A 22,445-nucleotide genomic window follows, 5' to 3' on the forward strand; every position below is an offset into this window, starting at 1 on the left:
GCCACGCTGTTTAGCCTGGCAGCCCCTGGGCTCAACAGTAAAGGCTTACCACTTAGGACCGCGGCGAATCGAATCCAGCTTGCCCTCGAGCTTTTTCACGCTGTCTTCACCCGTGGATTTGCCCGACAGCACTTCGTGCGTGGCATTCCAGAACGCTGCGGAGACTTCGTTGTACTTAGCACCCGTGACCGTGGCCGGACGAGGAACGGCCCCAACAAAAGTGTCATACAGGTCGCCGAAGAACGGGTTGGCGGCCAACACTTCCTTGTCCTTGTACAACGAGGCAATGGTGGGGTTGTAAGAACCGCGGATGGCACGATCCTTCTGCACAGCCTCACTGGTCAGGTACATCACAAAATCAGCCGCTTCTTTGGGATTCTTGGAGTATTTGCTCACCGCCAGTTGCCAACCACCCAGCGTTGCAGCCGTCTTTCCTCCATCACCCTTGGGTAGAGCAACAACTCCGACCTTGCCCTTGACCGGGCTGTCTGCCCCCTGGCTGAGCGACCAGGCATACGGCCAATTGCGCATGTACACCGCATTGCCTTTTTGGAACACGCCGCGCGCGTCTTCTTCCGCATAGTTCAATACACCCTTGGGTGCAATGGTGCCGATCCAGCCGGCTGCCGTGTTCAAGGCCTTGGCTGCAGCAGGATTGTTGATGGTGATCTTGCCGGTGCTGTCCACAATATTGCCACCACCGAAGCTGGACACCCATTCGACCGCATCACAGGTCAAACCTTCATAAGCCTTGGCTTGGAAAACAAAACCTTGCATGTCCGCATTGCCCGCCTTGCGCTCTCCGTCCATGACTTTCTGGGCGGAGGCAGTCAACTCGGCCCAGGTGGTGGGAGCCTTTTCGCCGTACTTGGACAGCAAGTCTTTGCGGTAATAAAGAACGCCCGCATCGGTAAACCACGGCATGGCCAGCAACTTGCCGCCCACGGTGTTGTTGGCCACGATGGCCGGGAAATGGGCCTTTTCAGCGCCATTGGTGTACGACGTCAGATCCAGCAAATGGTCTTTCAGAAGACCAGGCCACACAACGTCCACGTTGATCACATCCACCTCGGTCGATTTGGCGGCGAACATTTGACGGAACAAACCCAGGATGTCACTGGTGGACTGCGGAATGCTCAGATGCTTCACCGTATTGCCCGTTTTGCTGGCCCACTCATCGCCGGCCTTCTTGCAGAACTCGTAATCCTGCCCCACAGAGCCGCAGGAAATGGTGAGCGTGACTCCGGCGGCATGCGCGCCCAAAGCACCGATGCTGAGCAGCACAGCGGCCGCAGTTTTTGTAATTGCTGTCATGTAGTCTCCTGGTTTATTCGAGGTCCACCTGCACAAGTCTGGAGCTGCTAGGCTCCGTTCGCAGGCTTTTGAGTCGCCGGTGAAAGCCAGCGCAGTATAAATTCAAAGCGCTTTGAAAAGAATACTGGGTTTACCCGGGGAGACCCTGAAAAGCCCTCAGATCGGCATACGACAAGCTCCAAATCCAAGAAACAAAAAAGCCCACAACAGGCAGAAAGACCGTTGTGGGCATGAAGTGGTTTGCCACTCTCTAACCCGCGAAAGAGAGTATTGGCTCGATGCAGCTACTGCTGCATGGATTAGAAGTCGTAGTGCACGCGCAGAGCGAAACCGGACGAATCCCTGGTGGTGTTGGAGCCGCTGCCTTTGGAGAAGGACACTGCGGGAGTGATCGTCGCGCCCTTCACGTCAAAGAATGGAATGGCGTATGCAGCCCAGAAGGTCGAGACCTTGTAGTCTTCACCAGCCGTCTTGGTGTTGCCTTGCACAGTCGCCAGGGTCAGACCACCGAAACCGACCATCACAGCAAAGGTGTTTTGCTTGAAGTCTTGGTCGTTCTTGGCAGAGGCGAAGTTGGCGGTCAGCACGACATCGCCGAAGTTGTAGTCACCCGTCAAGCCAAAGCCGGTGGTGCGCTTGGCCAGGCCGGTGTGGTACTGGATGCCTTCCAGGCCAGCTGCCACATGCAGAGGACCATTCGCGTAGCTCAACACTGGACGGATACCGTTGGCTTGGCCCGTGCCCTTGCTGGACACGCCGCTGACTTCCAGCGACAGACCGCCGCCCAGTTGCACGGTGCCGGCTGCGTGGAACACGCCAGCGCCATAGGCAGCAAGATTGCTATCGTTAGGCACCACGTTCACGCCACCTTGACGGCCGCGCAGCACGTTAGCTTGGTAAGGAGCATTACCCGCGTATTCGACCAGCACGTCGCCAGGGGTTTGGAAAAGGTTAGCGGCTTCGAAGCGGCCCAACTTAACGTCAGCCACATCGCTACCCATTTGCGCCCACATGTCATCCACACCAGCAGTGCCGTCTGGATGGGCCAAATAGGTAGCACGACCGGCGATGAAGTATTTAGAACCCATCTTCTTGCTGGCGTTCAATTCCACACGGCCGGACTGGGATGCACCACGTGCCAAGTTTTCAACCTTGCTATCCAACTCGATGTTGGCATCGAAGTCAGCAGCTGCGAAAGCGGAAGCGGAAACCATCGCGATGGCGGCGACAGCGGTTGCCCGGAAGGCAAATTTCATGGACTGGCTCAAAGGAATCTCCTGTAGTAATTTAAGTTTTGTGCAGGTTTTGCGCTCTCTACGGGGGCCTTCATTTCCCCCAAGACTCTGAAGAGGACCGCAAACCTGGCTGCATTCTTTGTGGGCTCCGTTTTCTCAGTGATAAGCAATTACCCTCGAAGAAGTTACAAATTGGTTACCAAAACAGCGATTTCGAAGCTTTATTTGTAGGACTTTTAAAGCCCGCAACCTCCGTCCACAACCCCCCTTTGCTTTTCTTGTTTTTCCCAATGAAAACCGTACTTTTAAGACGAGCATCCCGCGTGGTTTACACAAGGTTCACAAATACAAAAAATTAGCAAAAAAATTAGTTCATTCATGGAACTAATCGCACGACACCCGAATCGTCTTTATGTTGCAAAATTGCGACATAAACGATGCCAGAGTAGACATGCGTCAGCATTGGTGCACACATTCCTCCGTCCATCGATGGGCTACCATTGCCGCGCCACCCCTACGCCCCACACTTACACGCTATTGCAAAGAGATGTCACTGAAACGGATTGCCGAAGAACTCGGCTTGTCGCTGACCACGGTCAGTCGCGCGCTGAACGGCTACCCCGAGGTGGCGGCAACAACGCGCCGCGAGGTCATGGAAGCCGCCGCGCGCCTGCATTACCGGCCTGACGCGCGCGCCAGAGGCTTGGCCCTGGGTCGCGCCGATGCAGTAGGCATCGTGTTCCCCATCACCACCGGCGACCTGGGTGACCAACAGTTTTTGCAGGTTGCCTCGTCGATGGGCAGCCGTTTTGCCCAGGCAAGCATGGACCTGCTGATCGTGTCAGCCTCGGCAGACGATGAGTTGGCGGCGTATGAGCGCGCCATCACCGGCCGGCATATCGGGGTATTTGTAGTACCACGCACACGGGTGGCGGATCGCCGCCTGCAGCTGCTGCAAAGCCGCAATGTTCCGTTCGTGGCCTACGGCCGCAGCAGCACCTTGACCGAGCCCTACGCCTGGTTCGACTTTGACAATCTGGCCGGTGCGCGCATGGCCGCAGAACGCCTGTTGAGCCTGGGCCACCGGCGTATCGGTTATATCGGTGCGTACCCCGAATACAACTTTGCAGACCAGCGATTTAATGGATTTTGCGGCGCCTTGAAAGCAGAAAACGTCACAATCGCCACCGATGCAGTGCAGCGCGTGGCCTTGGACCGCCGCTCAGGCTATGCCGCGATGCAGAACCTGCTGGCCCTGCCTAACCGCCCCACCGCCGTGTTGGTAGACAACAACCTGGCGGGCATTGGCGCTGTCCATGCAGCCATGCACTCCGGGCTGATGCTGGGACGTGACTTGTCCATCATCGTCTATGACGGCGTAGGCCCAGATTCGGTAGTGCGCGCCCGTGTGACAGCAGTCATGCAGCCCACCCCCGAAGCCACCGGCGTCACGCTGGCGGAAATGACACTGGCGCGCATGCGCAACGCCCCCTTGGATACGCTGCAAAAATTGTGCATGCCCGAGTTGGAAATTGGCGACAGCGACGGACCGCCCGTACTGCCGTAGACCCTGTTCTCAATCCGCCTTGGCCACGGCCCGCAAAGCCAGCACACGGGCGGCATGCACCAATTCCCCTATGGCTTTGCCTTCGATGCCGCGGCCCTGAGCCTCGCGGGCAATGGCGTCCGTGGCAACCGATTGGGCAGCCTGCAGCACCTCCAGCCAGTAGCCGCGCTGGGCATAAGCCTGCTCTTCCATCCCCAGGCGCCCGCGGGCATCGCATTCACAGGCCCATAAAGCGTCCATGAAGCGTTGTGGCTTGCGCAAGGCATCGCAACGCTCCAGCAAGCGCAGCAGCGCCGCGGCGCCGAACTCCTGGCCACGGTGGATATTGCCGTGCTCACGCGCCACCAAATCACCCAGATCCCGGCAATCGGTCGGCACGCGCAAACGTTGGCATAGGCCCTTGAGCAATTGGGCACTGCGGGCCTCATGCCCGATGTGGCGAGGCAAAACATCGGGCGGTGTAGTCGCCTTGCCCAGATCATGGACCAGGCAGGCAAAGCGCACAGGCAAAGGCGCTTGCAGGCGGGCCGCCATATCCAGCACCATCATCACGTGGACGCCGGTATCCACTTCCGGGTGGTAGTCCGCACGCTGAGGGACACCCCACAGTGCGTGCACTTCGGGCAGCAGGCGTGCCAGGGCACCGCAGTCGCGCAGTACCTCGAACATGCGGGAAGGCCGCTCCTCCATCAAGCCGCGCGCCAGCTCTTGCCAGACACGCTCGGGCACCAAAGCATCCACCTCGCCGGCCGCCACCATTTCGCACATCAAGGCCTGGGTCTCTGGGGCCACATGGAAGTCGGCAAAGCGGGCCGCAAAACGGGCCACACGCAGTATGCGCACGGGATCTTCACGGAAGGCGTCTGTGACGTGGCGCAGCACCTTGTCGCGCAGGTCGCGCTGGCCACCATAGGGGTCCACCAAGGTCTGGGGATTTAGATCAAAACTGCCGCTAACGCTTATACTTTCTGCGGGAGCCGCTATTGAATTAATAGTAAGGTCGCGCCGCGCCAAGTCCTGCTCCAGGGTGACGTCAGGCGCTGCATGCACGGCAAAACCCCGGTAGCCGGGTGCGGTCTTGCGCTCGGTGCGGGCCAAGGCGTATTCCTCATGGGTGCGGGGGTGCAGGAACACCGGGAAGTCCTTGCCCACCGCGAGATAGCCTTGGGCCAACAGGGCTTCGGGACTCGCCCCCACCACCACCCAGTCCCGGTCTCCACCTTGACGCCCCAACAAGGCGTCGCGTACCGCACCGCCGACAAGAAAAATATCCATTGTTGGAGTTTATCCAGAGTGCGGCGCAGCAGCCGGTGGTACGCCCGCGCGCTAGCGGGCCACCCGGTAGGGCTCTTCGAAGTCCAGAAAGTCCTGCTCTGCCCGTGCATCGGCCACCCAGGCCTGCACGCCTGGCAAGGCACTCACATGCTCGATATAGGCCTGAATCACTGGCGGCACGGGCAGGGCATAGGTCACCAGACGCATACACACCGGGGCGAAATACGCGTCCGCAATGCTGAACGTGCCAAACAACATGGGGCCGCCATGCGCCTCCAGCAAAGCGCTCCACATGGCGACCAAGCGCTCCACATCGGCGCGCACACCGGCCTGGTCACGCCAGATCAATTGCCCGACCTCGGGCAAAGAAGCCTCGATGTTCATGGGGCAGTGGCTGCGCAGAGCGGTAAAGCCCGAATGCATCTCGGCACATACGCTGCGGGCACGGGCCCGGTCCTGGGGGCTTTGCGGCCACAAGGCTTTTTCAGGGAACTGTTCGGCCAAGGTTTCGGCAATCGCCAAGGTATCCCAGACGGCCAGATCGCCCTCGACCAACACCGGCACCTTGCCCACCGGATTCACCTTGGCCATGGTCGCCTTGAACTGCGACTCCGCCGCAAACGAATCAAATCGGACCTTGATTTCCTCAAACGGGATGCCGGCCTGCCTCAACAACACCCACGGACGCATGGACCAAGACGAATAGTTTTTATTGCCGATATAAAGCTTGCGCATGGAATCCCTCTTAAAACAACACTGAATAAATGCACCCGCCCGTAGACTCCATTCTCAAATACAGCCCTAGGCACAAAGAATGACAGCCTACCCGAAGTTCAGATGTTTATTGATGCAAAGAATCCATGCGATTGATGCCGGACTATAGTTTCAGCCCCCCAATGCAAAAAGCCCAGTCCGAAGACTGGGCTTTTTGATAAAAATGATTACCGCAACTAAGCCACGGTAAAAAACGGCATTAAATTAGCCAGCAATCAGAAACTGGTCGCGGTCTTGGCCTTGGATCCACTTTGGCGGTTTGCCACGGCCAGTCCAGGTATCACCGGTAGCTGTATTGCGGTATTTAGGAGCAACCTTGGCTCCGCTTTTAACGCGGGGCTTACCAGCAGCAAAAATGTCTTCCGCGGTCAAACCGAAATCAGCGACTAGCGTTTTGACTTTTTCAATGGCGGCGGCATTTTCCGTGGCGCGTGCAGCATTGATTTGCTGCTCAAGGAGTTCACGCTGTTGCAAAAGTTCTTTGTAGGTAGGCATCTTTGTATTCCGAATACTTCGAAAATGAATTATTGACGCTTAATTATAAACCCACAAATACGGGTTTGTGTAAAGCCAATTTAAAGATAACCCGCAGGTTAGAAAAAACTTCGCCACAGAATCATCGAACCCCTTGGTCTCCACATGGACATTGGCATGGATATAGGCGGAAATACCAGTATCCAAGGCCAATATGCACACCGATCAGGCCAATGCGACGGCGGCGTAGTCACCCACTTTGTCGGCCAAACCAGCGGGCACCAAGGTCACCCCCGTGGTTAATGAAGGCAATTTTCCATCAATATGGGATTGCAGGCGTGGCAGCAGAAATTCGCGGTTGTGCCAAAAAACACTGCCACCCAAGCTAATGCGCTGTAAATCCAGCGTGATCACCAGGTTATACAAAGAGCGCCCCAATACCCGGCATAGATCATCCACCTTGGTCAACGCATCTGCATCTCCGGCGCGGGCCGCCTGGAATAATGTGGCCGCATCCAGGCCAAATCGGCGGGCAATCGCATTGCCGGCAACCAAACCCTCTACATCGCCGATATTCCCGCAGCCGCATAAAGCGTCCAGGTTATCCGAAACAAACATATGGCCGGCATGGCCGGCATTTCCATTCTTGCCGCGCAAGATATGGCCATCCACGCACAGCCCCATACCAATACCGGTACTCCAGGTCACATAAGCACAGTGGTCCACGCCCACCAAGGCACCCCAGCGACGCTCGGCCTCCAGTGCGGCAATACAGTCGTTCTCGATGCGCACCCGGGCGAAACGGTGACCCAGGGGCGCTTCCAACAGCGCCGTATCCCAGTCATTGGGCAGGCCACGTGCCGGGCCGGCCATGCCGCCGCAGATGTTCGGCGCGGTCAATTCAATCAGGCCGTCGCGGATCAGGAACGGACCGCAGGACGACACGCCTGCCACCTGCACGTCTGCCGGGTTGGCACCGATCTCGGCACAGGCCTCGTCCACCATGCGGATGATCTGCACGGCCAGAGCATCGTTATTGCCGGTCTTGGCGGTGGGCTCGGTACGCCGCGCCTGCAAATTGGGCAAATCGTCGTTGCCAACAGCCAGGCTGACAGCGACCTTGGTGCCGCCAATATCGATACATGCTTTCATGGGATTTATTCTCTTAAATGAGTTTGGAAACAAGGCTAGCGAGAAAGCTCAAAACCAGAGTGGTGGTTAATGGAATAAACCACTCGCGGCCAAATAGTCTGAAACGCAAATCACCGGGCAGTCTGCCAAAGCCTAACTTGCGCAACAACGGGGAAAACCAGTCAATTAGTAACAGGGCGAGAAAGATAACCAGCAGCCAGCGCGCCATACATCAAAGCGTATGGCTGCGGTCACCCTGGGCAAAACCCAGCGGCTCCCAAGGTGTGCCAGCACCAAAGGCAATCACCTTGAACAGCTCGCCCATCTCGTGCTCGGAGATCAATTTCAACGCATTCGCACGTTCTGCATGCGTAGCGTGCTCCATTTTTTGGAGCAACCCGCAATTCATCAAAAACCGCGCCTGGCTGGTATAGCCCAGCACATTCAGGCTGGGCTCGGCCTCTTGTCCGGCCAGGGCAATGCCAGTGAAATTGACATGGGCGGTAATGTCCTTCAGCCCCACATAGGTCAGCGGATCGGGGTCGGCGCGGTGGGCGTAATGGCACATCACCGTGCCTGTGCTGCGCTGCGGGTGGTAATACTCGGCTTCAGGGAAACCGTAGTCCAAAAAGAAGGCGGCACCCTGGGTCAGGCGGTCGGCCAGGGTCCGGATGAAGGACTCGCCCTGCGGATGGATTTCGGTCAGGTAGTCGTGCGGACCATCGATCTCGGTCGGCGGGCGCAGGCTGGTGGGGCGGTCGTCCCAGGCGAAGGCGTCACCAGTCCACACCACACCGCGCTCAAACCACTGGCCGCTTTTGCGTACCAGCAGCTGCACCGGCATGGCGTCCAGCACCTCGTTGCCGACCACCACGGCCTGCAAGCTGGCGGGCAGCTCGGTAACCCACTGCACCTTGTCGACAAAAGGCTGCAGGCGTAGTTGCTGGCGCGCACGCAGGCTGCCAGACAGATCCACGATGCAGTAGCGCTGCAGCTTGTCACCCAGGGCCTGCAGCAATTGCTCGGCCAAGGCACCCGAGCCGGCACCGAACTCCCAGACCTCGCAGGTCTGCGTCGCGTCCAGCGCCTGTGCGACCTGCACGGCCAGGGTCTGGCCGAACAAGGGCGATATCTCAGGGGCGGTGACGAAGTCACTGCCATCTGCACCTTGGTCAGCCTCGGGCATGGCGCCGAACTTCAGGCGGTCATTGGCGTAATAACCCAGGCCGGGTTGGTACAGGGCCAGCGCCATGAAATGGTCAAAACCGATCCAGCCGCCGGAGGACTGGATCAATTGCTGGATATGCGTCTGCAATGCGCTCGTTAAACTGGGGGCTGTTTTTTCCACCCTCGGATTGTCCGCTGAATGTTGCCTGTATCTCCGCACCCTCGACAAGCTCGTACCGTTTTGGTAACCGGGGCCGGCAAACGGCTGGGGCGCGAGATCGCCCTGACCCTGGCCCAAGGGGGTTGGCAGGTGGCAGTGCACTACCGCCGCTCGGAACAGGACGCTATTAAAACAGTAGCTGACTGCGCAGGTATTACAAGCGCCAGCGGCCTAAAACATGCCGCATTCCAGGCAGACCTGGCCGATGAAGCCCAGGTACGCGCCCTGCTGCCGACCGTGCTGGCGCAATTCGGAACGGTAGACGCGGTGGTCAACAGCGCCAGTACCTTCGAACACGACAGTGCCGCCGACTTCAGCTTTGCCGCCATGGAGTTGCACCTGCGCAGCAATACCGGCGCGCCGATTCTGCTGGCCCAGGCACTGCACAAGCATGTCGTGGCACGCGGCTGCAGCACCGGCGCGGTGGTGAATCTGCTGGACCAGAAACTGTGGAACCTGAACCCGGACTTCTTGAGCTACACCCTGTCCAAGGCCGCGCTGGAAGTCGCCAACACCATGCTGGCCCAGGCGCTGGCACCCCAGCTGCGGGTGGTGGGCGTGGCACCCGGCCTGACGCTGAAAAGCCATATGCTGAGCGATGAGCAATTTGCCGCCCTGCACAAGATATCCCCGCTGGGCCGCTCCAGCACAGCCGCCGATGTGGCGGCCACTGTCAAGTTTGCACTGGAGAACGCGTCCATCACCGGCACCACCCTGCTGGTAGATGGCGGCCAGCACCTGATGCAGTTCGAACGCGATTTTTCGCTCATGTAACTCTTTTCAAAGCCATGCACCACACCTCCGGAAACCAAACCCTGCAACTCACCGGGCTGCGCTTCGATGCCAACCTGGGCATTCTGGAGTCCGAGCTGACCACTCCCCAGCCGATCCAGGTGGATGCCGAACTCAACCTCGGCCCGCAGCCACTGGAGCCCAGCGACGACGACATCAACCACGTACTCGACTACCGCAAGGTGCGCCAGATCATCATCGACGACTGTACCGCCGAACACGTGAACCTGCTGGAGAGCCTGATCGGCAAGCTGGCACAACGGCTGATGCAGCTGCCCGGCGTGCTAGGTGTGCGCGTGCGGATAGCCAAGCTGGAAATCTTTGAGGACTGCGAAGTCGCTATCCGGATCGAGACCGGGCAGTGGTAAGCCCTTGAGCATTTAAAATCGATAGCAACCAACTGTTATTTGATAAGCTTTGGCATACCTACTTACTCCAAGGAAGGCCACATGAATTTGCCCGGCACCACCGCATTGGCGCGACGCACAGCCCTGCAGATGGCGCTGCTGGCCTGCTTGCTGCCGGCGCATGCCGGCGAAACCATCAAGATCCTCACGGAAGAGTACCCGCCTTACAACTACACCGACAAAGGCAAGATCACCGGACTGGGAACCGAGGTGGTGCAAGCGGTGCTCAAAGAAATCAATATCGAAGGCCAGTTCCAGTCTGTGCCCTGGGCCCGGGCCTATGAAACCACCCAGAACAGCGAGAACGTGCTGATCTACTCGATCAACCGTTCCAAAGACCGCGAAAAGCTGTTCAAGTGGGTTGGTCAGATCACCCCTACCGATTTCTATCTGTTCTCGCTGAAAAGCCGCAACATCCAGCTGGCAGACCTGGGCAGCTCGAAAAACCTGCAAATCGGCACTGTGAACCAGGACGTGGGCGAGCAGTTTTTGGCATCCCAAGGTTTTGTCGTTGGGCACAACCTGCAGTCCAGCAGCAAATACGAGCTGAATTATGAAAAACTCAAGCTGGGCCGGATCGACCTGTGGGTCATGAACGAACTGAGCGCGTACTACATCGCCCGCCAGGCCGGAGACGACCCGACCACTGTGCTGCAGAAATCATTGCGCATTCCTGAGCTCAGCGGCGGCGGCAACTACATGGCTTTTGGACCAAAAACCTCAGACGCCCTGGTGGAGCGCTTCCGCAAGGGCCTGGAAACTATCAAGAAAAACGGTATTTACGACGCGCTACAGAAAAAATGGCTGTAAGCCCGCCCATCCTCAACACCGAGATTAGCCGCGGCACCAGTGCGCTGGGCAGCCGCATGGTGATGGCGACCTTGGGCTTTTGTTTGCTGTTCACGGTGGCGGTGGCCGCGCTGCGCACCTGGTCGGCCTGGCAAAACAATGTCGCAACCATGTCCGCAGAGCTGGAACTGATCGCCCAGGTCTACCAACGCACACTCTCCAAATCCATTTGGGAAATGGACCGCGAATCGCTGCAGACCAACATCGACAGCGTGGCCAATGTGGCATCGGTAGGCCAGATCGAAGTCGCGCTGCAGTCGGTCAACCGCCCCCCGGAAATATTCCGCCGAACGCACAGCGGCTGGAAAGCATCTACCCGCGCGCCCATGTTGCGCGTCAAACTTGACTACGAGGCATTCGTTGGCAGCAAGGAGACCGTAGGCGAATTCGCGCTCTACGGCGACGAAAGGATTCTGTGGGCACGTTTACGCACCGAGGTGCTGGCCATTCTGGTGACCCAGGTCACACAATCACTGTTGCTGGCCAGCTTGATCATGCTGCTGTTCAGCAAACTGGTCACCGTGCATGTGCGCCGCATCGCACGGCACCTGGGTCAATTGACGCCAGACAATCTAGACCACAAGCTGCGGCTGGACCGAGATCCCGCCCGCCAAGACGAGCTCACGCTACTGGAGACAGGGGTCAACCAGTTGCAGAGCAACCTCTCCAGCTACCTGCAGCAGCAGCAACGCTATGAACATGAGCTGGCCAGCCACCGCGACCACCTGGCCGACATGGTGCGCGAGCGCACCAGCGCCCTGGAATCCACCAACGCACGGCTAGAGAATGCCAATGCCCTGCTGGACAGCCTGGCCCGCACCGACCCACTGACCGGCCTGGCCAACCGCCGCCACTTTGACGAGGCCAAGGAGATCGAGTTTCGCCGCGCCCTGCGCTCAGGGCTTCCGCTGTCGCTCCTGGTGTGTGATATCGACGCGTTCAAACGCTACAACGACGCCTACGGCCACCCTGCCGGCGACGTCTGCCTGCGCGCCGTGGCCCACGCCATTCAAAAATGCAACGCCCGGGCCGGCGACCTGGTGGCCCGCATCGGTGGCGAGGAGTTTGCCGTGCTGCTGCCGGGCACCACCGCAGAAATCGCCACCCAACTGGCCAGCCGCCTGCTGGAAGCCGTATCCGCACTGGCAATTCCACACCGGGACTCCGAGGCGGCCGCGCATGTCACCGTCAGCATCGGCCTGGCCCAACTGGACACCGAACATACCGACAACTTCAGCGCCTTGTTTGAGCAAGCCGACCAGGCGCTGTACCAAGCCAAAAGCAACGGCCGCAACCGTGTCGTCGCACATGGAAGGCCGCTGGCCTAGGCCAGCGGCAGTTATTCTTTTCAGGCAACACCCACCAGACCATGAAAAAAGTACTCCTCCGCCTACTGGCTTGCGCCACCACCCTGGTTTCACTACACGTTGGAGCCCAAGCGGTACGCGCGGTCACCGAAGATGCACCGCCCTATACCTTCATGGCGGGCGGCAAGGTCGCGGGCATCGCCACCGAGGTGCTGGAAAAAACCCTGCAGCAGGCCGGCATAGCCGACTACCGGGTCAACCTGTATCCGTGGGCCCGTGCCTATGACATGGCACTGAATGAACCCAATGTGCTGATCTTCCTGATTGCGCGCACGCCCGCCCGGGAAAAGCAATTCCAGTGGGTAGGCGAATTCATGCAGATGCGCTACCACCTGTACAAGCTGCGCGAGCGCGCCGATGTGGCTGCCAGCCAACTGGACGGCGCGCGCAACCATGTGATTGGTGTGATACGCGACGATGTACGCCAGCAATACCTGCAACGCCAGGGCTTTTCACGCCTGGTGGTCTCGGCACAGGCAGGTGAGAACTTCGCCAAACTCCTGAGCCGCCAGGTCGATATGGTGCCGCTGACCGAGGGGGAAACCGCCCCCCTGTGCCGCAGCGCCCATTTCGACTGCGCAAAACTGGAAAAAGTGCTGACCCTGGATGAAATGACCACCGGCCTATACATGGCCTACAGCAACTCCACTCCCGAGGCTCTGGTCAGCAAAACCCAGGCGGCGTTCGAGCAACTGCGCGCCAACGGCACGGTGCGGCGCATCATGGAAGCCCCGGCCACCCACGCCAAATAATTCGCCCATCGAGGCAAAACACGGCGTAAAAAAGCCCCGTTTTGATCGCATAAAGGCGCGGCACGGGATAATCGGGGTTTTCCCAGCCAAGATTGCCCCCTTTATGAGCGCCGTATGGACCGCCGACGAGGCCGCCCCCGTCACCCCCACCGCCACTGACTTCAAGATCGAGCGCGAAACGCACAAGCTCGAAAAGCGCCTGTGCCGCGAAATGGGCAAAGCCATCGTCGACTACAACATGGTCGAAGAAGGCGACAAGGTCATGGTCTGCGTGTCGGGTGGCAAGGACAGCTACGCCATGCTGGACATCCTGCTCAAACTGAAGGCCCGCGCGCCCATCCATTTCGACATCATTGCCGTCAACCTGGACCAGAAGCAGCCCGGCTTCCCTGAGGACGTGCTGCCCCGCTACCTGACCGCGCTGGGCGTGCCCTTCCACATCGAGAACCAGGACACCTACAGCATCGTCAAGCGCGTGATCCCCGAGGGCAAAACCACCTGCGGCCTGTGCAGCCGGTTGCGCCGTGGCATTCTGTACCGCGTGGCCGACGAGCTGGGCGCCACCAAAATCGCGCTGGGCCACCACCGTGACGACATGCTGCAGACCTTCTTTTTGAACATGTTCTTCGGCGGCAAGCTCAAGGGCATGCCGCCCAAGCTGGTCAGCGACGACGGCAAGCACATCGTCATCCGTCCGCTGGCCTACGTGACCGAAAAAGACCTGGTGCGCTGGGCCGCGCACAAGCAGTTCCCCATCATCCCCTGCACCCTGTGTGGCAGCCAGGAGAACCTGCAGCGCAAGCAGATCTCGCAAATGTTGCAGGAATGGGAAAAGAAGTTCCCCGGCCGCATCGAAAGCATGTTCAGCGCGCTGCAAAACGTTGTGCCCTCGCATCTGATGGACGGCAGCCGTTACGACTTCAAGGGCCTGCGCCCCACGGGCGTGGCCTCGGAGGACGGCGACCAGGCATTTGACGCACCCAGCTTCCCGCCCGCAGGCCTACCCGGCCTGCAGGTCGTACAGCTCTAGGAGATAGAGCCATGGCACGCTGGTCCACCCTGCTGCTCGCAAGCTGCGTGTGGCTGTCCGGCTGTGCCTCCATGTGGCGCGTGGACAGCGATGTGCAAAGCTTCTCCACCCTGGGTGCGGTCGCCCCCGGCACCACCATCCGCTTTGACCGCCTGCCCTCGCAACAGGCCGACGCCGCAACGCAGAACGCACTCGAAGCCATCGCGACACCCGCCCTGGCACAGGTGGGCCTGGTACCGGGCCCAACGCCGCGCTTCAACGTGGAGCTAGGCATCCAGACCCTGGTCATCTACCCGGATACCGGGCGCTGGGGCCCAGGTCCCCTCTGGTATGGCCCGGGCCGCTGGGGCTGGCCGGGGCGCCCACAGCTCTGGATGCCCGAACCCACCCGCTACCAGCACCAGCTCAAGCTAGTCTTGCGCGCCGTGGATGGCGGCCAGGTAGTCTTTGAAAGCCGGGCCGTGCACGAAGGTTTTGGCGGCCGCATTGAAGACGTGCTGCCGGCCATGTTCCAGGCCGCCCTGCAGGGCTTCCCCAACCCGCCAGCGGGCCTGCGCACGGTCAGCATACAGCCACCGCAACACTAAGAACACCTATGAACGCCACCCGCATCATCGCCATCCGCCATGGTGAAACCGCCTGGAACGTAGACACCCGCATCCAGGGCCACCTGGACATCCCGCTGAACGCCACGGGTCGCTGGCAAGCACAGCGGGCCGCCCAGGCCCTGGTCGAAGAACCCATCACCGCCATCTATGCCAGCGACCTGCTGCGGGCTTATGAAACGGCGCAAGCTGTCGCCAACGCACTGGGCGTGGACATCGCCAAGGCGCCAGGCTTGCGGGAACGTGACTTTGGCGCCTTCCAGGGTCACACCTTCGCGGAGATCGAGGCCACTCAGCCCGAACTGGCACTGCGCTGGCGCAAGCGCGACCCCGATTTCAGCCCCCCTGAGGGTGGCGAATCGCTGATCCGATTCCGTGACCGGATACTGGCCTGCGTAGACCTGCTGGCAGCGCGCCACCCCGGCGAGCTGATCACCCTGGTGGCCCATGGCGGCGTGATGGATGTGCTGTACCGCGCCGCCACCGGCCAGGGCCTGCAAGCACCGCGTACCTGGAACCTGGGCAACGCCGCCATCAACCGCCTGCTGTGGACCCCGCAAGGCCTGAACCTGGTGGGCTGGGCCGACACCCAGCACCTGGAAGCCGACACCGCACTGGACGAAACCAGCGCTTGAGGAACAGACCATGCTTCATTACTTGATGCACGCAAGCGAATACTCGTGGCAGGAGCAATTACTGTACGCCGGCCTCTTCGTTGCAGCCATTGTGTTGCTGTTTGTATTTTTTTGGTGGCGCAAGCGTGCTGCGCGGCCCCGCCAGGGCGACTTTGCGGCACTGGTACAAAACCACTCGATTGCCGAAGCGCTGGACCAACAGCAACGAGGCCCGTTGGAAGACGCGGCCGATGCCTGGCAGCAAACGCAAACCGCGCTGGGCACCGTAAAAACCGGCGTGGAACGCGCACTGGCACTGGTCTGGCTGCTGCTGTCGGGCCTGCTGTGCGCCATCAGCATCCTGTTTGTGCTCATAGGCCTGCTGAAATTTCCGGCGCTGAACTGGGGCCAGCAGGGGTTCTTCCTGGCACTGGCCGTGGTATGCGCCTGGTTTGTGCGGGCGCAATGGCGCGACCTGCGTGGCGCGAAGTAGGCCGGTAGCGCCGTCACGCTTACAGCCAAATCAACTGTTTGCGCCGATAGCACCTGCACAGACAGCTACCAATTAAATAGCAAACCCGAAGTTTTCCTTACTCCGCGGCAAACAGCCCACCCTCGGCCTGCGGCGGGTTCACACCCAGGTGGCGGTAGGCGGCCAGCGTGGCGATGCGGCCGCGCGGCGTGCGCTGCAGAAAGCCCTGCTGTATCAGATAGGGCTCGATCACATCTTCAATGGTGTCGCGCTCCTCGCCGATGCTGGCGGCGATGTTGTCCAGCCCCACCGGGCCACCGTCGAAGCGGTGGATCACCGCCTCCAGCAGCTTGCGGTCCATCAGGTCGAAGCCCTGCGGGTCCACATCCAGCATGGCCAGCGCGCGGTTGGCGATATCCAGCGTGATGGTGCCGTTACCCTTCACATCGGCGTAGTCGCGCACCCGGCGCAGCAGGCGATTGGCGATACGCGGTGTGCCGCGCGAGCGGCGTGCAATCTCGTAACCCCCATCGGCCTCCATCGGCGCATTCAGCAGACCGGCGCTGCGCTTCACAATGCGCGCCAATTCGTCCGGCGTATAGAACTCCAGCCGCGCCACGATACCGAAGCGGTCGCGTAGCGGGTTGGTCAGCATACCGGCGCGGGTGGTGGCGCCGACCAGGGTGAAAGGTTGCAGGTCCAGCTTGATGCTGCGCGCCGCCGGGCCTTCGCCGATCATGATGTCGATCTGGTAGTCCTCCAGCGCGGGGTACAGGATTTCTTCCACCACCGGGCTGAGGCGGTGGATTTCATCGATAAACAGGACGTCGTTCTTTTCCAGGTTGGTCAGCAGCGCAGCCAGGTCCTTGGGCTTTTCCAGCACCGGGCCGCTGGTCTGGCGCATATTCACGCCCAGCTCGTGGGCAATGATGTGGGATAGCGTAGTCTTGCCCAGGCCGGGTGGGCCGAACAGCAGCACGTGGTCCAGCGCCTCGCTGCGTTTTTTGGCCGCGCCGATGAAGATCTCCAGCTGCTCTCGCGCCTTGGTCTGGCCCACATATTCGTCGAACAGCTTGGGGCGCAGCGCGCGTTCTATCGCCTCTTCCTGGGGCGAAGAGGGCACGGCGGAGACAACGCGCTTGGGCGGCGTCGGCGCGAAATCATCAGTCTGGATGGACACGGCAGGCAGGTCAGAAGAGGGTTGAAAACAGAGCGGCCACTATAGCGCCTGGCGCCCGACTGTATGCAAACGGGCCGCCGCTTTGAGTGAGGAGACGGCTTGCTTGTGGCTATAGTGGACCCTGCAACACTTTACATAGCAATGCGGTAGCTGTTACACCCTTGCTTGTTTCTTTTAAGCCTATTGCCCATGACGCCCACACCCTCTGCTTCCCCCCCTTCTGCACACTGGTCTGTTGGCTGGCAAGGCGTTCGCCACAGTGCCCTGGGACTGCTGCTGTGTGCCAGCGCCAGCGGCTGGGCGGCCGATGCGCCGGCGGAAAAAATCCCATCCATCGGCAAGATCACCCTGCCCGCCAAGCCGGCATCGCAAGAAGGAGGCAAGGCAGCCGAAACCAGCAAGACCAAGGAAACCGTCAGCAAGGAATCCATGGGCGACCAGGTACGCGAACTGGTCGAGCAAGCCAACGCCAGCAACCAGCAAGCCAAAGGCAAAAAAGGCAAGACCGCCAAGACCCCGCCAAAGATCACGCTGACCATCGAGGCCGAGCCCAAAAAATCCGGCGCACGCGGCACGCCCTCGGCACCGCCCGACATAGCGGCCGCCTACGCCCGCGCCCATGGCGCCATCCCCAACCCGGTGGACAGCCGCGCAGCCGCCATGGCCCAGGTGGCCGGCCTGCCACCGCGCACCACGGTGTCCCGTGACAACCTGGGCATGGCGCGCAGCGATGAAACCCGCTGGACCTACGACGGTGAATTTGGCCCACAAGCCTGGTCGCGGCTGCGGCCCGAATACGGCCAGTGCGCCACCGGCACGCGCCAGTCGCCCATCCACATCCAGGACGGCAACACCTTGCAGGGCCCGGCCGAACCGCTGCAGTTCCACTACCAGCCCAGCAGCGCCATGGTGGTCAACACCGGCCGCACCATCCAGGTGGACGTGGTGGGTGACAACACCCTCACCGTGCGCGGCTCCACCTACAAGCTGACCAACATCCAGTTCCACCACCCCAGCGAAGAGCGCATCAACGACCGGGCCTACACCATGGCGGCCCATCTGATCCACCGCAACATCGACGGGCAGATTGCCATCGTCGCCGTGCTGATGGACCCAGGCCAGCCCAACACCATGGTGAACAAGGTCTGGACCTATATGCCGCTGGACGTGGGCGACCGCGTGCGCATGCCGTCCGGCCTGCTGGACCTGAACGAGCTGCTGCCGCAAGACCAGCGCTACTACCAGTTCATAGGCTCGCTGACCACGCCACCCTGCTCGGAAAACGTGCTGTGGATGGTGTTGAAGCAGCCCATACAAATCAGCCCCGAGCAGTTGCGCCTGTTCGCCCAGCTCTACCCGCGCAACAACCGCCCGGTACAGCCCCTGAACGGGCGCGTGGTCCGCGAAGGCATGTAAGAGCCTGTTACGACCTATTTGGCCAGCGCTTTCAGCGCCAGCTTGATACCTTCGCTGACGCCCACGCCGGCCGGCAAGGCCTTCAGCGCCAGCGCCGCTTCCTTGTCGCTATAGCCCAGGGCCACCAGGGCCTGCAGGATGTCGGCCTGCGCATCGCTGGTCACACCGGTGCGCACTCCGATATCGGGGCCCAGCTTACCCTTGAGCTCCAGCAGCAGGCGCTCGGCAGTCTTGGGGCCGATGCCGGGCACCTTCTTGAGCCGCCCCACTTCTTGCAAGGTAATGGCCTGGGCCAGGTCGTCCACCCCCATGCCCGACAAGATGCTCAAGGCCGTGCGCGGCCCGACGCCGCTGATCTTGATCAGCTGGCGAAACGCGTCGCGCTCGCCCGGTGTGGCAAAACCGTACAGAATTTGCGCGTCTTCACGCACCACGAAATGCGTCAGCAACGTGACCTGCTCGCCCAAGCCCGGCAGGTTGTAGAAGGTGCTCATGGGCACATCCACGTCATAGCCCACACCGTGGCAGTCGATCAGCACCTGGGGTGGGTTCTTGGCGGCCAGCAGGCCTTGGAGTCGTCCGATCATGGGGTTTCCGAATGGTGAAAGCGCGATTGTCCCCGACGAGCACCGCCAATGCGCCACACACACGTTCTTACAGCTCTTGCATCCTCGCCCGGCATGTAACGGGATCGGCTCCTACCATTGGTCTCTTTTGGGAGGAATCCACCATGGCTCTGCAAGCCCCGTTTTTTGGCAAGCGTGAACCGGCCGTTTTGGGCCTGCGCCCCAGCCCCTCGCATGCACAGCAAGCCCCCCTGGGCAAACCACTGAACACCACCAGCACATCGTCAGCCAGCTCCACCCCCCTCCCCAGCGAAGTAAGCACTATGCAAGCCTCTACACCCGCAACCTCCACCAGCACCAATTCCGCCACCAAGACCGGCGGCAGTACCCTGACCGTGGGCCCGAACATCAAGCTCAAGGGCGTGGAGATCACCGACTGCGACACCCTGGTGGTGGAAGGCATCGTCGAAGCCACCATGGACTCGCGACTGATGCAGATCACCGCCGACGGCGCCTTCAAGGGCGCTGCCGACATCGATATTGCCGAAATCCATGGCAGCTTCGACGGCGTGCTGACGGTACGCGACAAGCTGGTGATCTACTCCACCGGCAAGGTCACCGGCACCGTGCGCTACGGCAAGCTGGTGGTAGAAGAAGGTGGCCAGTTGTCTGGCGAAATCGCTTTCGGCACCAGCAAAGCCGCACCCGTGAAAGCGGACCTGCAGGCCATCGCGGCCTGAGTCACTTCGGCTGGGGCTCAACGCCCCACCGTCTCCAGCCAGGCATCCAGCTCCTGTGCCAGGGCATCGGTGGCCGCCGCCAGTGCCCGCACCCCACCGGGTGCGTCGGCGCTAGGAGCCGGGCGCTGCAAGCTGAACGTGCGCTGGGCCAGCAAGCTGTCACCCAGCGGCGTACTTTCCACCAGCGTGGCGCGCAGCCGCACCAGGCCGGTACTGGCCGTGGGCGACTGGAAAAGCTGGGTAAATTCCTGCAACTCCAAACGCAACAAGCGCGGCGCCGGCCCAGCGGTTCGTGCCAGTGCCGCACTGTCGCTGGCGGCCAGCACGGCCCGGCGCTGCCCCAGCACATCACGCAGCCGCTGGCCCACCAGCTGCGCGGGCGGCACGCTCCAGCGGGCCTGGGTGTAAGGACGCAGTTGCTGCGCGTCCGCATAGCCCAACCGGTACAGAATGGCTGTGCCACCGTCAATCAACCCAGGTGCCTCTATCTCGGCAAACGCCAGGGGTGGCAAGCTGGTCGTGGCCAACGGGCTGTTGGCCGTGGTGGTGCTTGGGCCGAAGTCATACTGCGTGGCACGCACGGGCTTGTCGGGCAAAGCCGAGCAGGCAGCCAGGGCCCAAACCACCGAGCCCATTACCAAGCCAAATAGGCACCTTGCGCACATTCCACCTGCGCCAGCAGCTCTTATTTTCATAGCAAATCCTTTGTAAGCCGTTTTCATGGTTGTGCGGCAGGGGCCACAAAGCCGAGCTCGCCCGGGCCGGGTACGACCGCGCCGCCGCCAAAGATCAGCGATTGCGGCTGCTCGCTGATGCCGTTGACAGTACGGCCCAGCTGCCGCGCCGCACGGGAAGCGTCATCGGCCACCCGGTTGATGCGCGGCAAGGTGGCATTGCCCAAGGCGTCCGCCGCGTGCGACAGCGCGCCCGAACCTTCGGCCAGCCGGTCCATCACGCCGCCTTTTTCATTCAGCCTCGCAGCCGTCTGCCCGATGGCGACAAAGCTGCTGTCAGCCGTGTTGGCGGCGGTCTGCAGCGCGCGCATCGCCTGGTGGGTGTCGTCGGCAATCGCCGGGATGCGCGCCAGCGCTGGGTCCAGCCGCTGGGTGACGGTTTGCTCCAGCCGGGCGCTGAGCTGGGCCAGGCTAGTGGTGGCATGGTCGGCATTGGTCAGCACGCCGGTGAATAGTTTCTGGTTCTCATCGCTCAGCAACTGGTTCAGGCGCAGCGTGGCCTGGTCCACCTGCTCCAGGATGTGTGGCACCTGCTGGGTCAGCTTGCCCAGTTGCGAGGTCTCCAGCGGCAAGCGTGGTACACCGCTGCGGCCGGGCGGAATCGGGGTCTGGGCCTGGCCCGCGTCGTCGATCTGCACAAAGGCCAGGCCAGTGATGCCCTGGTAGCTCAGGCTGGCAAAGGCGGTGGGTGATAGCGGCGTGGTGTCGTCCACCGCGATACGTATCAGCACATTGCCCACCACGTCGGGGTCGAAGCCGATATGGGTCACCTTGCCCACGGCCACGCCCTTGTAACGCACGGCGGCCTGGGGCTGCAGGCCCGTCACCGGGTCGCGCGTCGAAAGTTCATACGGATGGCTGCTGCCCGCATCGCGCGTGAGCCACACCGCCAGCGCCACCAACAGCGCGGTGACAGCCAGCACAAACGCGCCCGCCGCCAGCGCATGGGATTTATTTTCCATGGGGACTCTCTCCTGAAGGAATGGGCGAAGGGGGTAGCGGCGCCAAAGCCCGCCGCCCGCGTTCGCCCAGAAAAAAGTGTTCGATGAACGGGTGCGGGAAGGCCACCACTTCGGCAGGCGTGCCCGTCACCAGCACCTTTTTTTCGGCCAGCACGGCCACCCGGGTGCTGAGCGCAAACAGAGTGTCCAGGTCGTGGGTAACCATCACCACCGTCAGGCCCAGGCCCTGGTGCAGGGCGCGCAGCAGGGCCACAAATTCGTCCGCACCATTCGGGTCCAGCCCGGCGGTGGGTTCGTCCAGCAGCAACAACGGTGGGTCCATCACCAACGCGCGGGCCAGGGCCACGCGTTTGACCATGCCGCCGGACAAATCCGCTGGCATCTTGTCGGCATCGGCCGGGTTCAGGCCGGCCATTTGCAGCTTGACCAAAGCCGCGTCACGCACCAAGGCCTCGGGCAAGGTTTTGAGTTCGCGCAACGGAAAGCCAATGTTTTCCAACACAGTAAAGGCCGAAAACAGCGCCCCCTGCTGGAACAGCATGCCCACCCGGCTGGCCGCACCCGCCCGGCCCAGCTCGGCTGCGGGCTGGCCCAGCACCGTAACCTGGCCCTGGGCGGGCTGCTCCAGCCCCAGCATCTGGCGCAGCAGCACCGTCTTGCCCGTACCCGAGCCACCCACCAGGGACAAAATCTCGCCGCGCCGCACGGTCAGCGACAGGTCCTGGTGGATGACGGCCCGCTTCTTGCCGCTGCCAAATGCAGTTTGCAGGCCTTGGATATCGACGATGGTGTCTGCATCCAT

25 protein-coding genes are annotated in these 22,445 nt (G+C 61.2%); 12 read left to right on the top strand and 13 right to left on the bottom strand.

From position 1 onward, the window contains the following. Positions 1-45 precede the first annotated feature (45 nt). Together AC07VY_RS08410 and AC07VY_RS08415 are read right to left on the bottom strand one after the other, a co-directional pair. Positions 46-1,314 carry an ABC transporter substrate-binding protein gene (locus tag AC07VY_RS08410; protein ID WP_495073879.1) on the bottom strand — a complete coding sequence of 423 codons (1,269 nt, stop codon included), beginning with the start codon at positions 1,312-1,314 and terminating at the stop codon, positions 46-48. Positions 1,315-1,613: 299 nt separating this feature from the next. Next, entirely contained in the window at positions 1,614-2,570 is a 957-nt protein-coding gene (locus AC07VY_RS08415; RefSeq protein WP_495103821.1) for a hypothetical protein, read from the bottom strand. Between the two features lie 526 nt (positions 2,571-3,096). Between AC07VY_RS08415 and AC07VY_RS08420 the strand changes: the two genes are divergently transcribed. Continuing rightward, complete coding sequence (locus AC07VY_RS08420; RefSeq protein WP_495097010.1) at positions 3,097-4,116, top strand: substrate-binding domain-containing protein; 1,020 nt, start codon at positions 3,097-3,099, stop codon at positions 4,114-4,116. A 9-nt stretch (positions 4,117-4,125) separates the two neighbouring features. Here the strand turns inward: AC07VY_RS08420 and AC07VY_RS08425 are convergent, their stop codons facing one another. The 6 genes from AC07VY_RS08425 to AC07VY_RS08450 form a co-directional block, all read right to left on the bottom strand. Continuing rightward, positions 4,126-5,391: a multifunctional CCA addition/repair protein gene (locus AC07VY_RS08425; protein ID WP_495097009.1), complete on the bottom strand. Its 1,266-nt coding sequence runs from the start codon at positions 5,389-5,391 to the stop codon at positions 4,126-4,128. A gap of 51 nt (positions 5,392-5,442) precedes the next feature. After that, complete coding sequence (locus tag AC07VY_RS08430) at positions 5,443-6,126, bottom strand: glutathione S-transferase family protein (protein WP_495097008.1); 684 nt, start codon at positions 6,124-6,126, stop codon at positions 5,443-5,445. Positions 6,127-6,369: 243 nt separating this feature from the next. Then, a complete protein-coding gene (locus AC07VY_RS08435) occupies positions 6,370-6,660 on the bottom strand; it encodes an H-NS histone family protein (RefSeq protein WP_495073884.1) in 291 nt (96 codons plus the stop codon). Between the two features lie 204 nt (positions 6,661-6,864). Then, the gene (locus tag AC07VY_RS08440; RefSeq protein WP_495073885.1) at positions 6,865-7,791 is read right to left on the bottom strand and encodes an ROK family protein; all 927 of its coding nucleotides are present in this window, start codon (positions 7,789-7,791) and stop codon (positions 6,865-6,867) included. A gap of 13 nt (positions 7,792-7,804) precedes the next feature. Beyond that, the gene (locus tag AC07VY_RS08445; protein WP_495073886.1) at positions 7,805-7,999 is read right to left on the bottom strand and encodes a DUF2905 domain-containing protein; all 195 of its coding nucleotides are present in this window, start codon (positions 7,997-7,999) and stop codon (positions 7,805-7,807) included. 3 nt (positions 8,000-8,002) lie between these two features. After that, the gene (locus AC07VY_RS08450) at positions 8,003-9,085 is read right to left on the bottom strand and encodes a class I SAM-dependent methyltransferase (protein ID WP_495097007.1); all 1,083 of its coding nucleotides are present in this window, start codon (positions 9,083-9,085) and stop codon (positions 8,003-8,005) included. Between the two features lie 51 nt (positions 9,086-9,136). On the opposite strand from AC07VY_RS08450, the gene AC07VY_RS08455 reads away from it, so the two are divergent. From AC07VY_RS08455 to AC07VY_RS08495, 9 genes are all read left to right on the top strand, one after another. Further along, positions 9,137-9,931, top strand: coding sequence for an SDR family oxidoreductase (locus tag AC07VY_RS08455; protein ID WP_495097006.1), 795 nt, complete (start codon positions 9,137-9,139; stop codon positions 9,929-9,931). A 14-nt stretch (positions 9,932-9,945) separates the two neighbouring features. After that, entirely contained in the window at positions 9,946-10,317 is a 372-nt protein-coding gene (locus AC07VY_RS08460; protein WP_495073889.1) for a dihydroneopterin aldolase, read from the top strand. Between the two features lie 81 nt (positions 10,318-10,398). After that, positions 10,399-11,166, top strand: a complete 768-nt coding sequence (locus AC07VY_RS08465) for a substrate-binding periplasmic protein (RefSeq protein WP_495097005.1) — start codon at positions 10,399-10,401, stop codon at positions 11,164-11,166. Then, on the top strand, positions 11,157-12,533 hold the full coding sequence (locus tag AC07VY_RS08470; protein WP_495097004.1) for a GGDEF domain-containing protein: 1,377 nt from the start codon (positions 11,157-11,159) through the stop codon (positions 12,531-12,533). The genes AC07VY_RS08465 and AC07VY_RS08470 overlap by 10 nt, the downstream gene beginning before the upstream one ends. Positions 12,534-12,574: 41 nt before the next feature. Beyond that, positions 12,575-13,324 carry a substrate-binding periplasmic protein gene (locus AC07VY_RS08475; RefSeq protein ID WP_495097003.1) on the top strand — a complete coding sequence of 250 codons (750 nt, stop codon included), beginning with the start codon at positions 12,575-12,577 and terminating at the stop codon, positions 13,322-13,324. Positions 13,325-13,427: 103 nt separating this feature from the next. Then, positions 13,428-14,354 (top strand): tRNA 2-thiocytidine(32) synthetase TtcA, encoded by a 927-nt coding sequence (gene ttcA, locus AC07VY_RS08480; protein ID WP_495097002.1) that lies wholly within the window; start codon positions 13,428-13,430, stop codon positions 14,352-14,354. 11 nt (positions 14,355-14,365) lie between these two features. Continuing rightward, positions 14,366-14,941 carry a DUF4136 domain-containing protein gene (locus AC07VY_RS08485; protein ID WP_495073894.1) on the top strand — a complete coding sequence of 192 codons (576 nt, stop codon included), beginning with the start codon at positions 14,366-14,368 and terminating at the stop codon, positions 14,939-14,941. 8 nt (positions 14,942-14,949) lie between these two features. Next, on the top strand, positions 14,950-15,594 hold the full coding sequence (locus tag AC07VY_RS08490; RefSeq protein WP_495097001.1) for a histidine phosphatase family protein: 645 nt from the start codon (positions 14,950-14,952) through the stop codon (positions 15,592-15,594). Between the two features lie 10 nt (positions 15,595-15,604). After that, entirely contained in the window at positions 15,605-16,066 is a 462-nt protein-coding gene (locus AC07VY_RS08495; RefSeq protein ID WP_495097000.1) for a hypothetical protein, read from the top strand. Between the two features lie 97 nt (positions 16,067-16,163). Here AC07VY_RS08495 and ruvB read toward each other — a convergent pair whose 3' ends face one another. Further along, positions 16,164-17,225 (bottom strand): Holliday junction branch migration DNA helicase RuvB, encoded by a 1,062-nt coding sequence (gene ruvB, locus AC07VY_RS08500; RefSeq protein WP_495096999.1) that lies wholly within the window; start codon positions 17,223-17,225, stop codon positions 16,164-16,166. 189 nt (positions 17,226-17,414) lie between these two features. On the opposite strand from ruvB, the gene AC07VY_RS08505 reads away from it, so the two are divergent. Further along, on the top strand, positions 17,415-18,641 hold the full coding sequence (locus AC07VY_RS08505) for a carbonic anhydrase (RefSeq protein ID WP_495096998.1): 1,227 nt from the start codon (positions 17,415-17,417) through the stop codon (positions 18,639-18,641). 14 nt (positions 18,642-18,655) lie between these two features. On the opposite strand, the gene ruvA is transcribed toward AC07VY_RS08505, so the two are convergent. Beyond that, a complete protein-coding gene (gene ruvA, locus AC07VY_RS08510) occupies positions 18,656-19,228 on the bottom strand; it encodes a Holliday junction branch migration protein RuvA (RefSeq protein WP_490590956.1) in 573 nt (190 codons plus the stop codon). A gap of 143 nt (positions 19,229-19,371) precedes the next feature. On the opposite strand from ruvA, the gene AC07VY_RS08515 reads away from it, so the two are divergent. After that, positions 19,372-19,947: a bactofilin family protein gene (locus AC07VY_RS08515; protein ID WP_495096997.1), complete on the top strand. Its 576-nt coding sequence runs from the start codon at positions 19,372-19,374 to the stop codon at positions 19,945-19,947. A 17-nt stretch (positions 19,948-19,964) separates the two neighbouring features. On the opposite strand, the gene AC07VY_RS08520 is transcribed toward AC07VY_RS08515, so the two are convergent. The 3 genes from AC07VY_RS08520 to AC07VY_RS08530 form a co-directional block, all read right to left on the bottom strand. Beyond that, entirely contained in the window at positions 19,965-20,582 is a 618-nt protein-coding gene (locus tag AC07VY_RS08520) for an ABC-type transport auxiliary lipoprotein family protein (RefSeq protein WP_495096996.1), read from the bottom strand. A gap of 83 nt (positions 20,583-20,665) precedes the next feature. Next, entirely contained in the window at positions 20,666-21,643 is a 978-nt protein-coding gene (locus AC07VY_RS08525; RefSeq protein ID WP_495096995.1) for an MlaD family protein, read from the bottom strand. After that, positions 21,633-22,445: an ABC transporter ATP-binding protein gene (locus AC07VY_RS08530; protein ID WP_495096994.1), complete on the bottom strand. Its 813-nt coding sequence runs from the start codon at positions 22,443-22,445 to the stop codon at positions 21,633-21,635. Before AC07VY_RS08530 ends, AC07VY_RS08525 begins: the two co-directional genes overlap by 11 nt.

The sequence above is a fragment of the Rhodoferax sp. GW821-FHT02C08 genome (assembly GCF_059421805.1).

Excerpts from the sequence above, each read along its gene's own strand:
- AC07VY_RS08410 (WP_495073879.1), bottom strand. The coding sequence starts at position 1,314 with ATGACAGCAATTACAAAAACTGCGGCCGCTGTGCTGCTCAGCATCGGT.
- AC07VY_RS08415 (WP_495103821.1), bottom strand. The coding sequence starts at position 2,570 with ATGAAATTTGCCTTCCGGGCAACCGCTGTCGCCGCCATCGCGATGGTT.
- AC07VY_RS08420 (WP_495097010.1), top strand. The coding sequence starts at position 3,097 with ATGTCACTGAAACGGATTGCCGAAGAACTCGGCTTGTCGCTGACCACG.
- AC07VY_RS08425 (WP_495097009.1), bottom strand. The coding sequence starts at position 5,391 with ATGGATATTTTTCTTGTCGGCGGTGCGGTACGCGACGCCTTGTTGGGG.
- AC07VY_RS08430 (WP_495097008.1), bottom strand. The coding sequence starts at position 6,126 with ATGCGCAAGCTTTATATCGGCAATAAAAACTATTCGTCTTGGTCCATG.
- AC07VY_RS08435 (WP_495073884.1), bottom strand. The coding sequence starts at position 6,660 with ATGCCTACCTACAAAGAACTTTTGCAACAGCGTGAACTCCTTGAGCAG.
- AC07VY_RS08440 (WP_495073885.1), bottom strand. The coding sequence starts at position 7,791 with ATGAAAGCATGTATCGATATTGGCGGCACCAAGGTCGCTGTCAGCCTG.
- AC07VY_RS08445 (WP_495073886.1), bottom strand. The coding sequence starts at position 7,999 with ATGGCGCGCTGGCTGCTGGTTATCTTTCTCGCCCTGTTACTAATTGAC.
- AC07VY_RS08455 (WP_495097006.1), top strand. The coding sequence starts at position 9,137 with ATGTTGCCTGTATCTCCGCACCCTCGACAAGCTCGTACCGTTTTGGTA.
- AC07VY_RS08460 (WP_495073889.1), top strand. The coding sequence starts at position 9,946 with ATGCACCACACCTCCGGAAACCAAACCCTGCAACTCACCGGGCTGCGC.
- AC07VY_RS08465 (WP_495097005.1), top strand. The coding sequence starts at position 10,399 with ATGAATTTGCCCGGCACCACCGCATTGGCGCGACGCACAGCCCTGCAG.
- AC07VY_RS08470 (WP_495097004.1), top strand. The coding sequence starts at position 11,157 with ATGGCTGTAAGCCCGCCCATCCTCAACACCGAGATTAGCCGCGGCACC.
- AC07VY_RS08475 (WP_495097003.1), top strand. The coding sequence starts at position 12,575 with ATGAAAAAAGTACTCCTCCGCCTACTGGCTTGCGCCACCACCCTGGTT.
- ttcA (WP_495097002.1), top strand. The coding sequence starts at position 13,428 with ATGAGCGCCGTATGGACCGCCGACGAGGCCGCCCCCGTCACCCCCACC.
- AC07VY_RS08485 (WP_495073894.1), top strand. The coding sequence starts at position 14,366 with ATGGCACGCTGGTCCACCCTGCTGCTCGCAAGCTGCGTGTGGCTGTCC.
- AC07VY_RS08490 (WP_495097001.1), top strand. The coding sequence starts at position 14,950 with ATGAACGCCACCCGCATCATCGCCATCCGCCATGGTGAAACCGCCTGG.
- AC07VY_RS08495 (WP_495097000.1), top strand. The coding sequence starts at position 15,605 with ATGCTTCATTACTTGATGCACGCAAGCGAATACTCGTGGCAGGAGCAA.
- AC07VY_RS08505 (WP_495096998.1), top strand. The coding sequence starts at position 17,415 with ATGACGCCCACACCCTCTGCTTCCCCCCCTTCTGCACACTGGTCTGTT.
- ruvA (WP_490590956.1), bottom strand. The coding sequence starts at position 19,228 with ATGATCGGACGACTCCAAGGCCTGCTGGCCGCCAAGAACCCACCCCAG.
- AC07VY_RS08515 (WP_495096997.1), top strand. The coding sequence starts at position 19,372 with ATGGCTCTGCAAGCCCCGTTTTTTGGCAAGCGTGAACCGGCCGTTTTG.
- AC07VY_RS08520 (WP_495096996.1), bottom strand. The coding sequence starts at position 20,582 with ATGGGCTCGGTGGTTTGGGCCCTGGCTGCCTGCTCGGCTTTGCCCGAC.
- AC07VY_RS08525 (WP_495096995.1), bottom strand. The coding sequence starts at position 21,643 with ATGGAAAATAAATCCCATGCGCTGGCGGCGGGCGCGTTTGTGCTGGCT.
- AC07VY_RS08530 (WP_495096994.1), bottom strand. The coding sequence starts at position 22,445 with ATGGATGCAGACACCATCGTCGATATCCAAGGCCTGCAAACTGCATTT.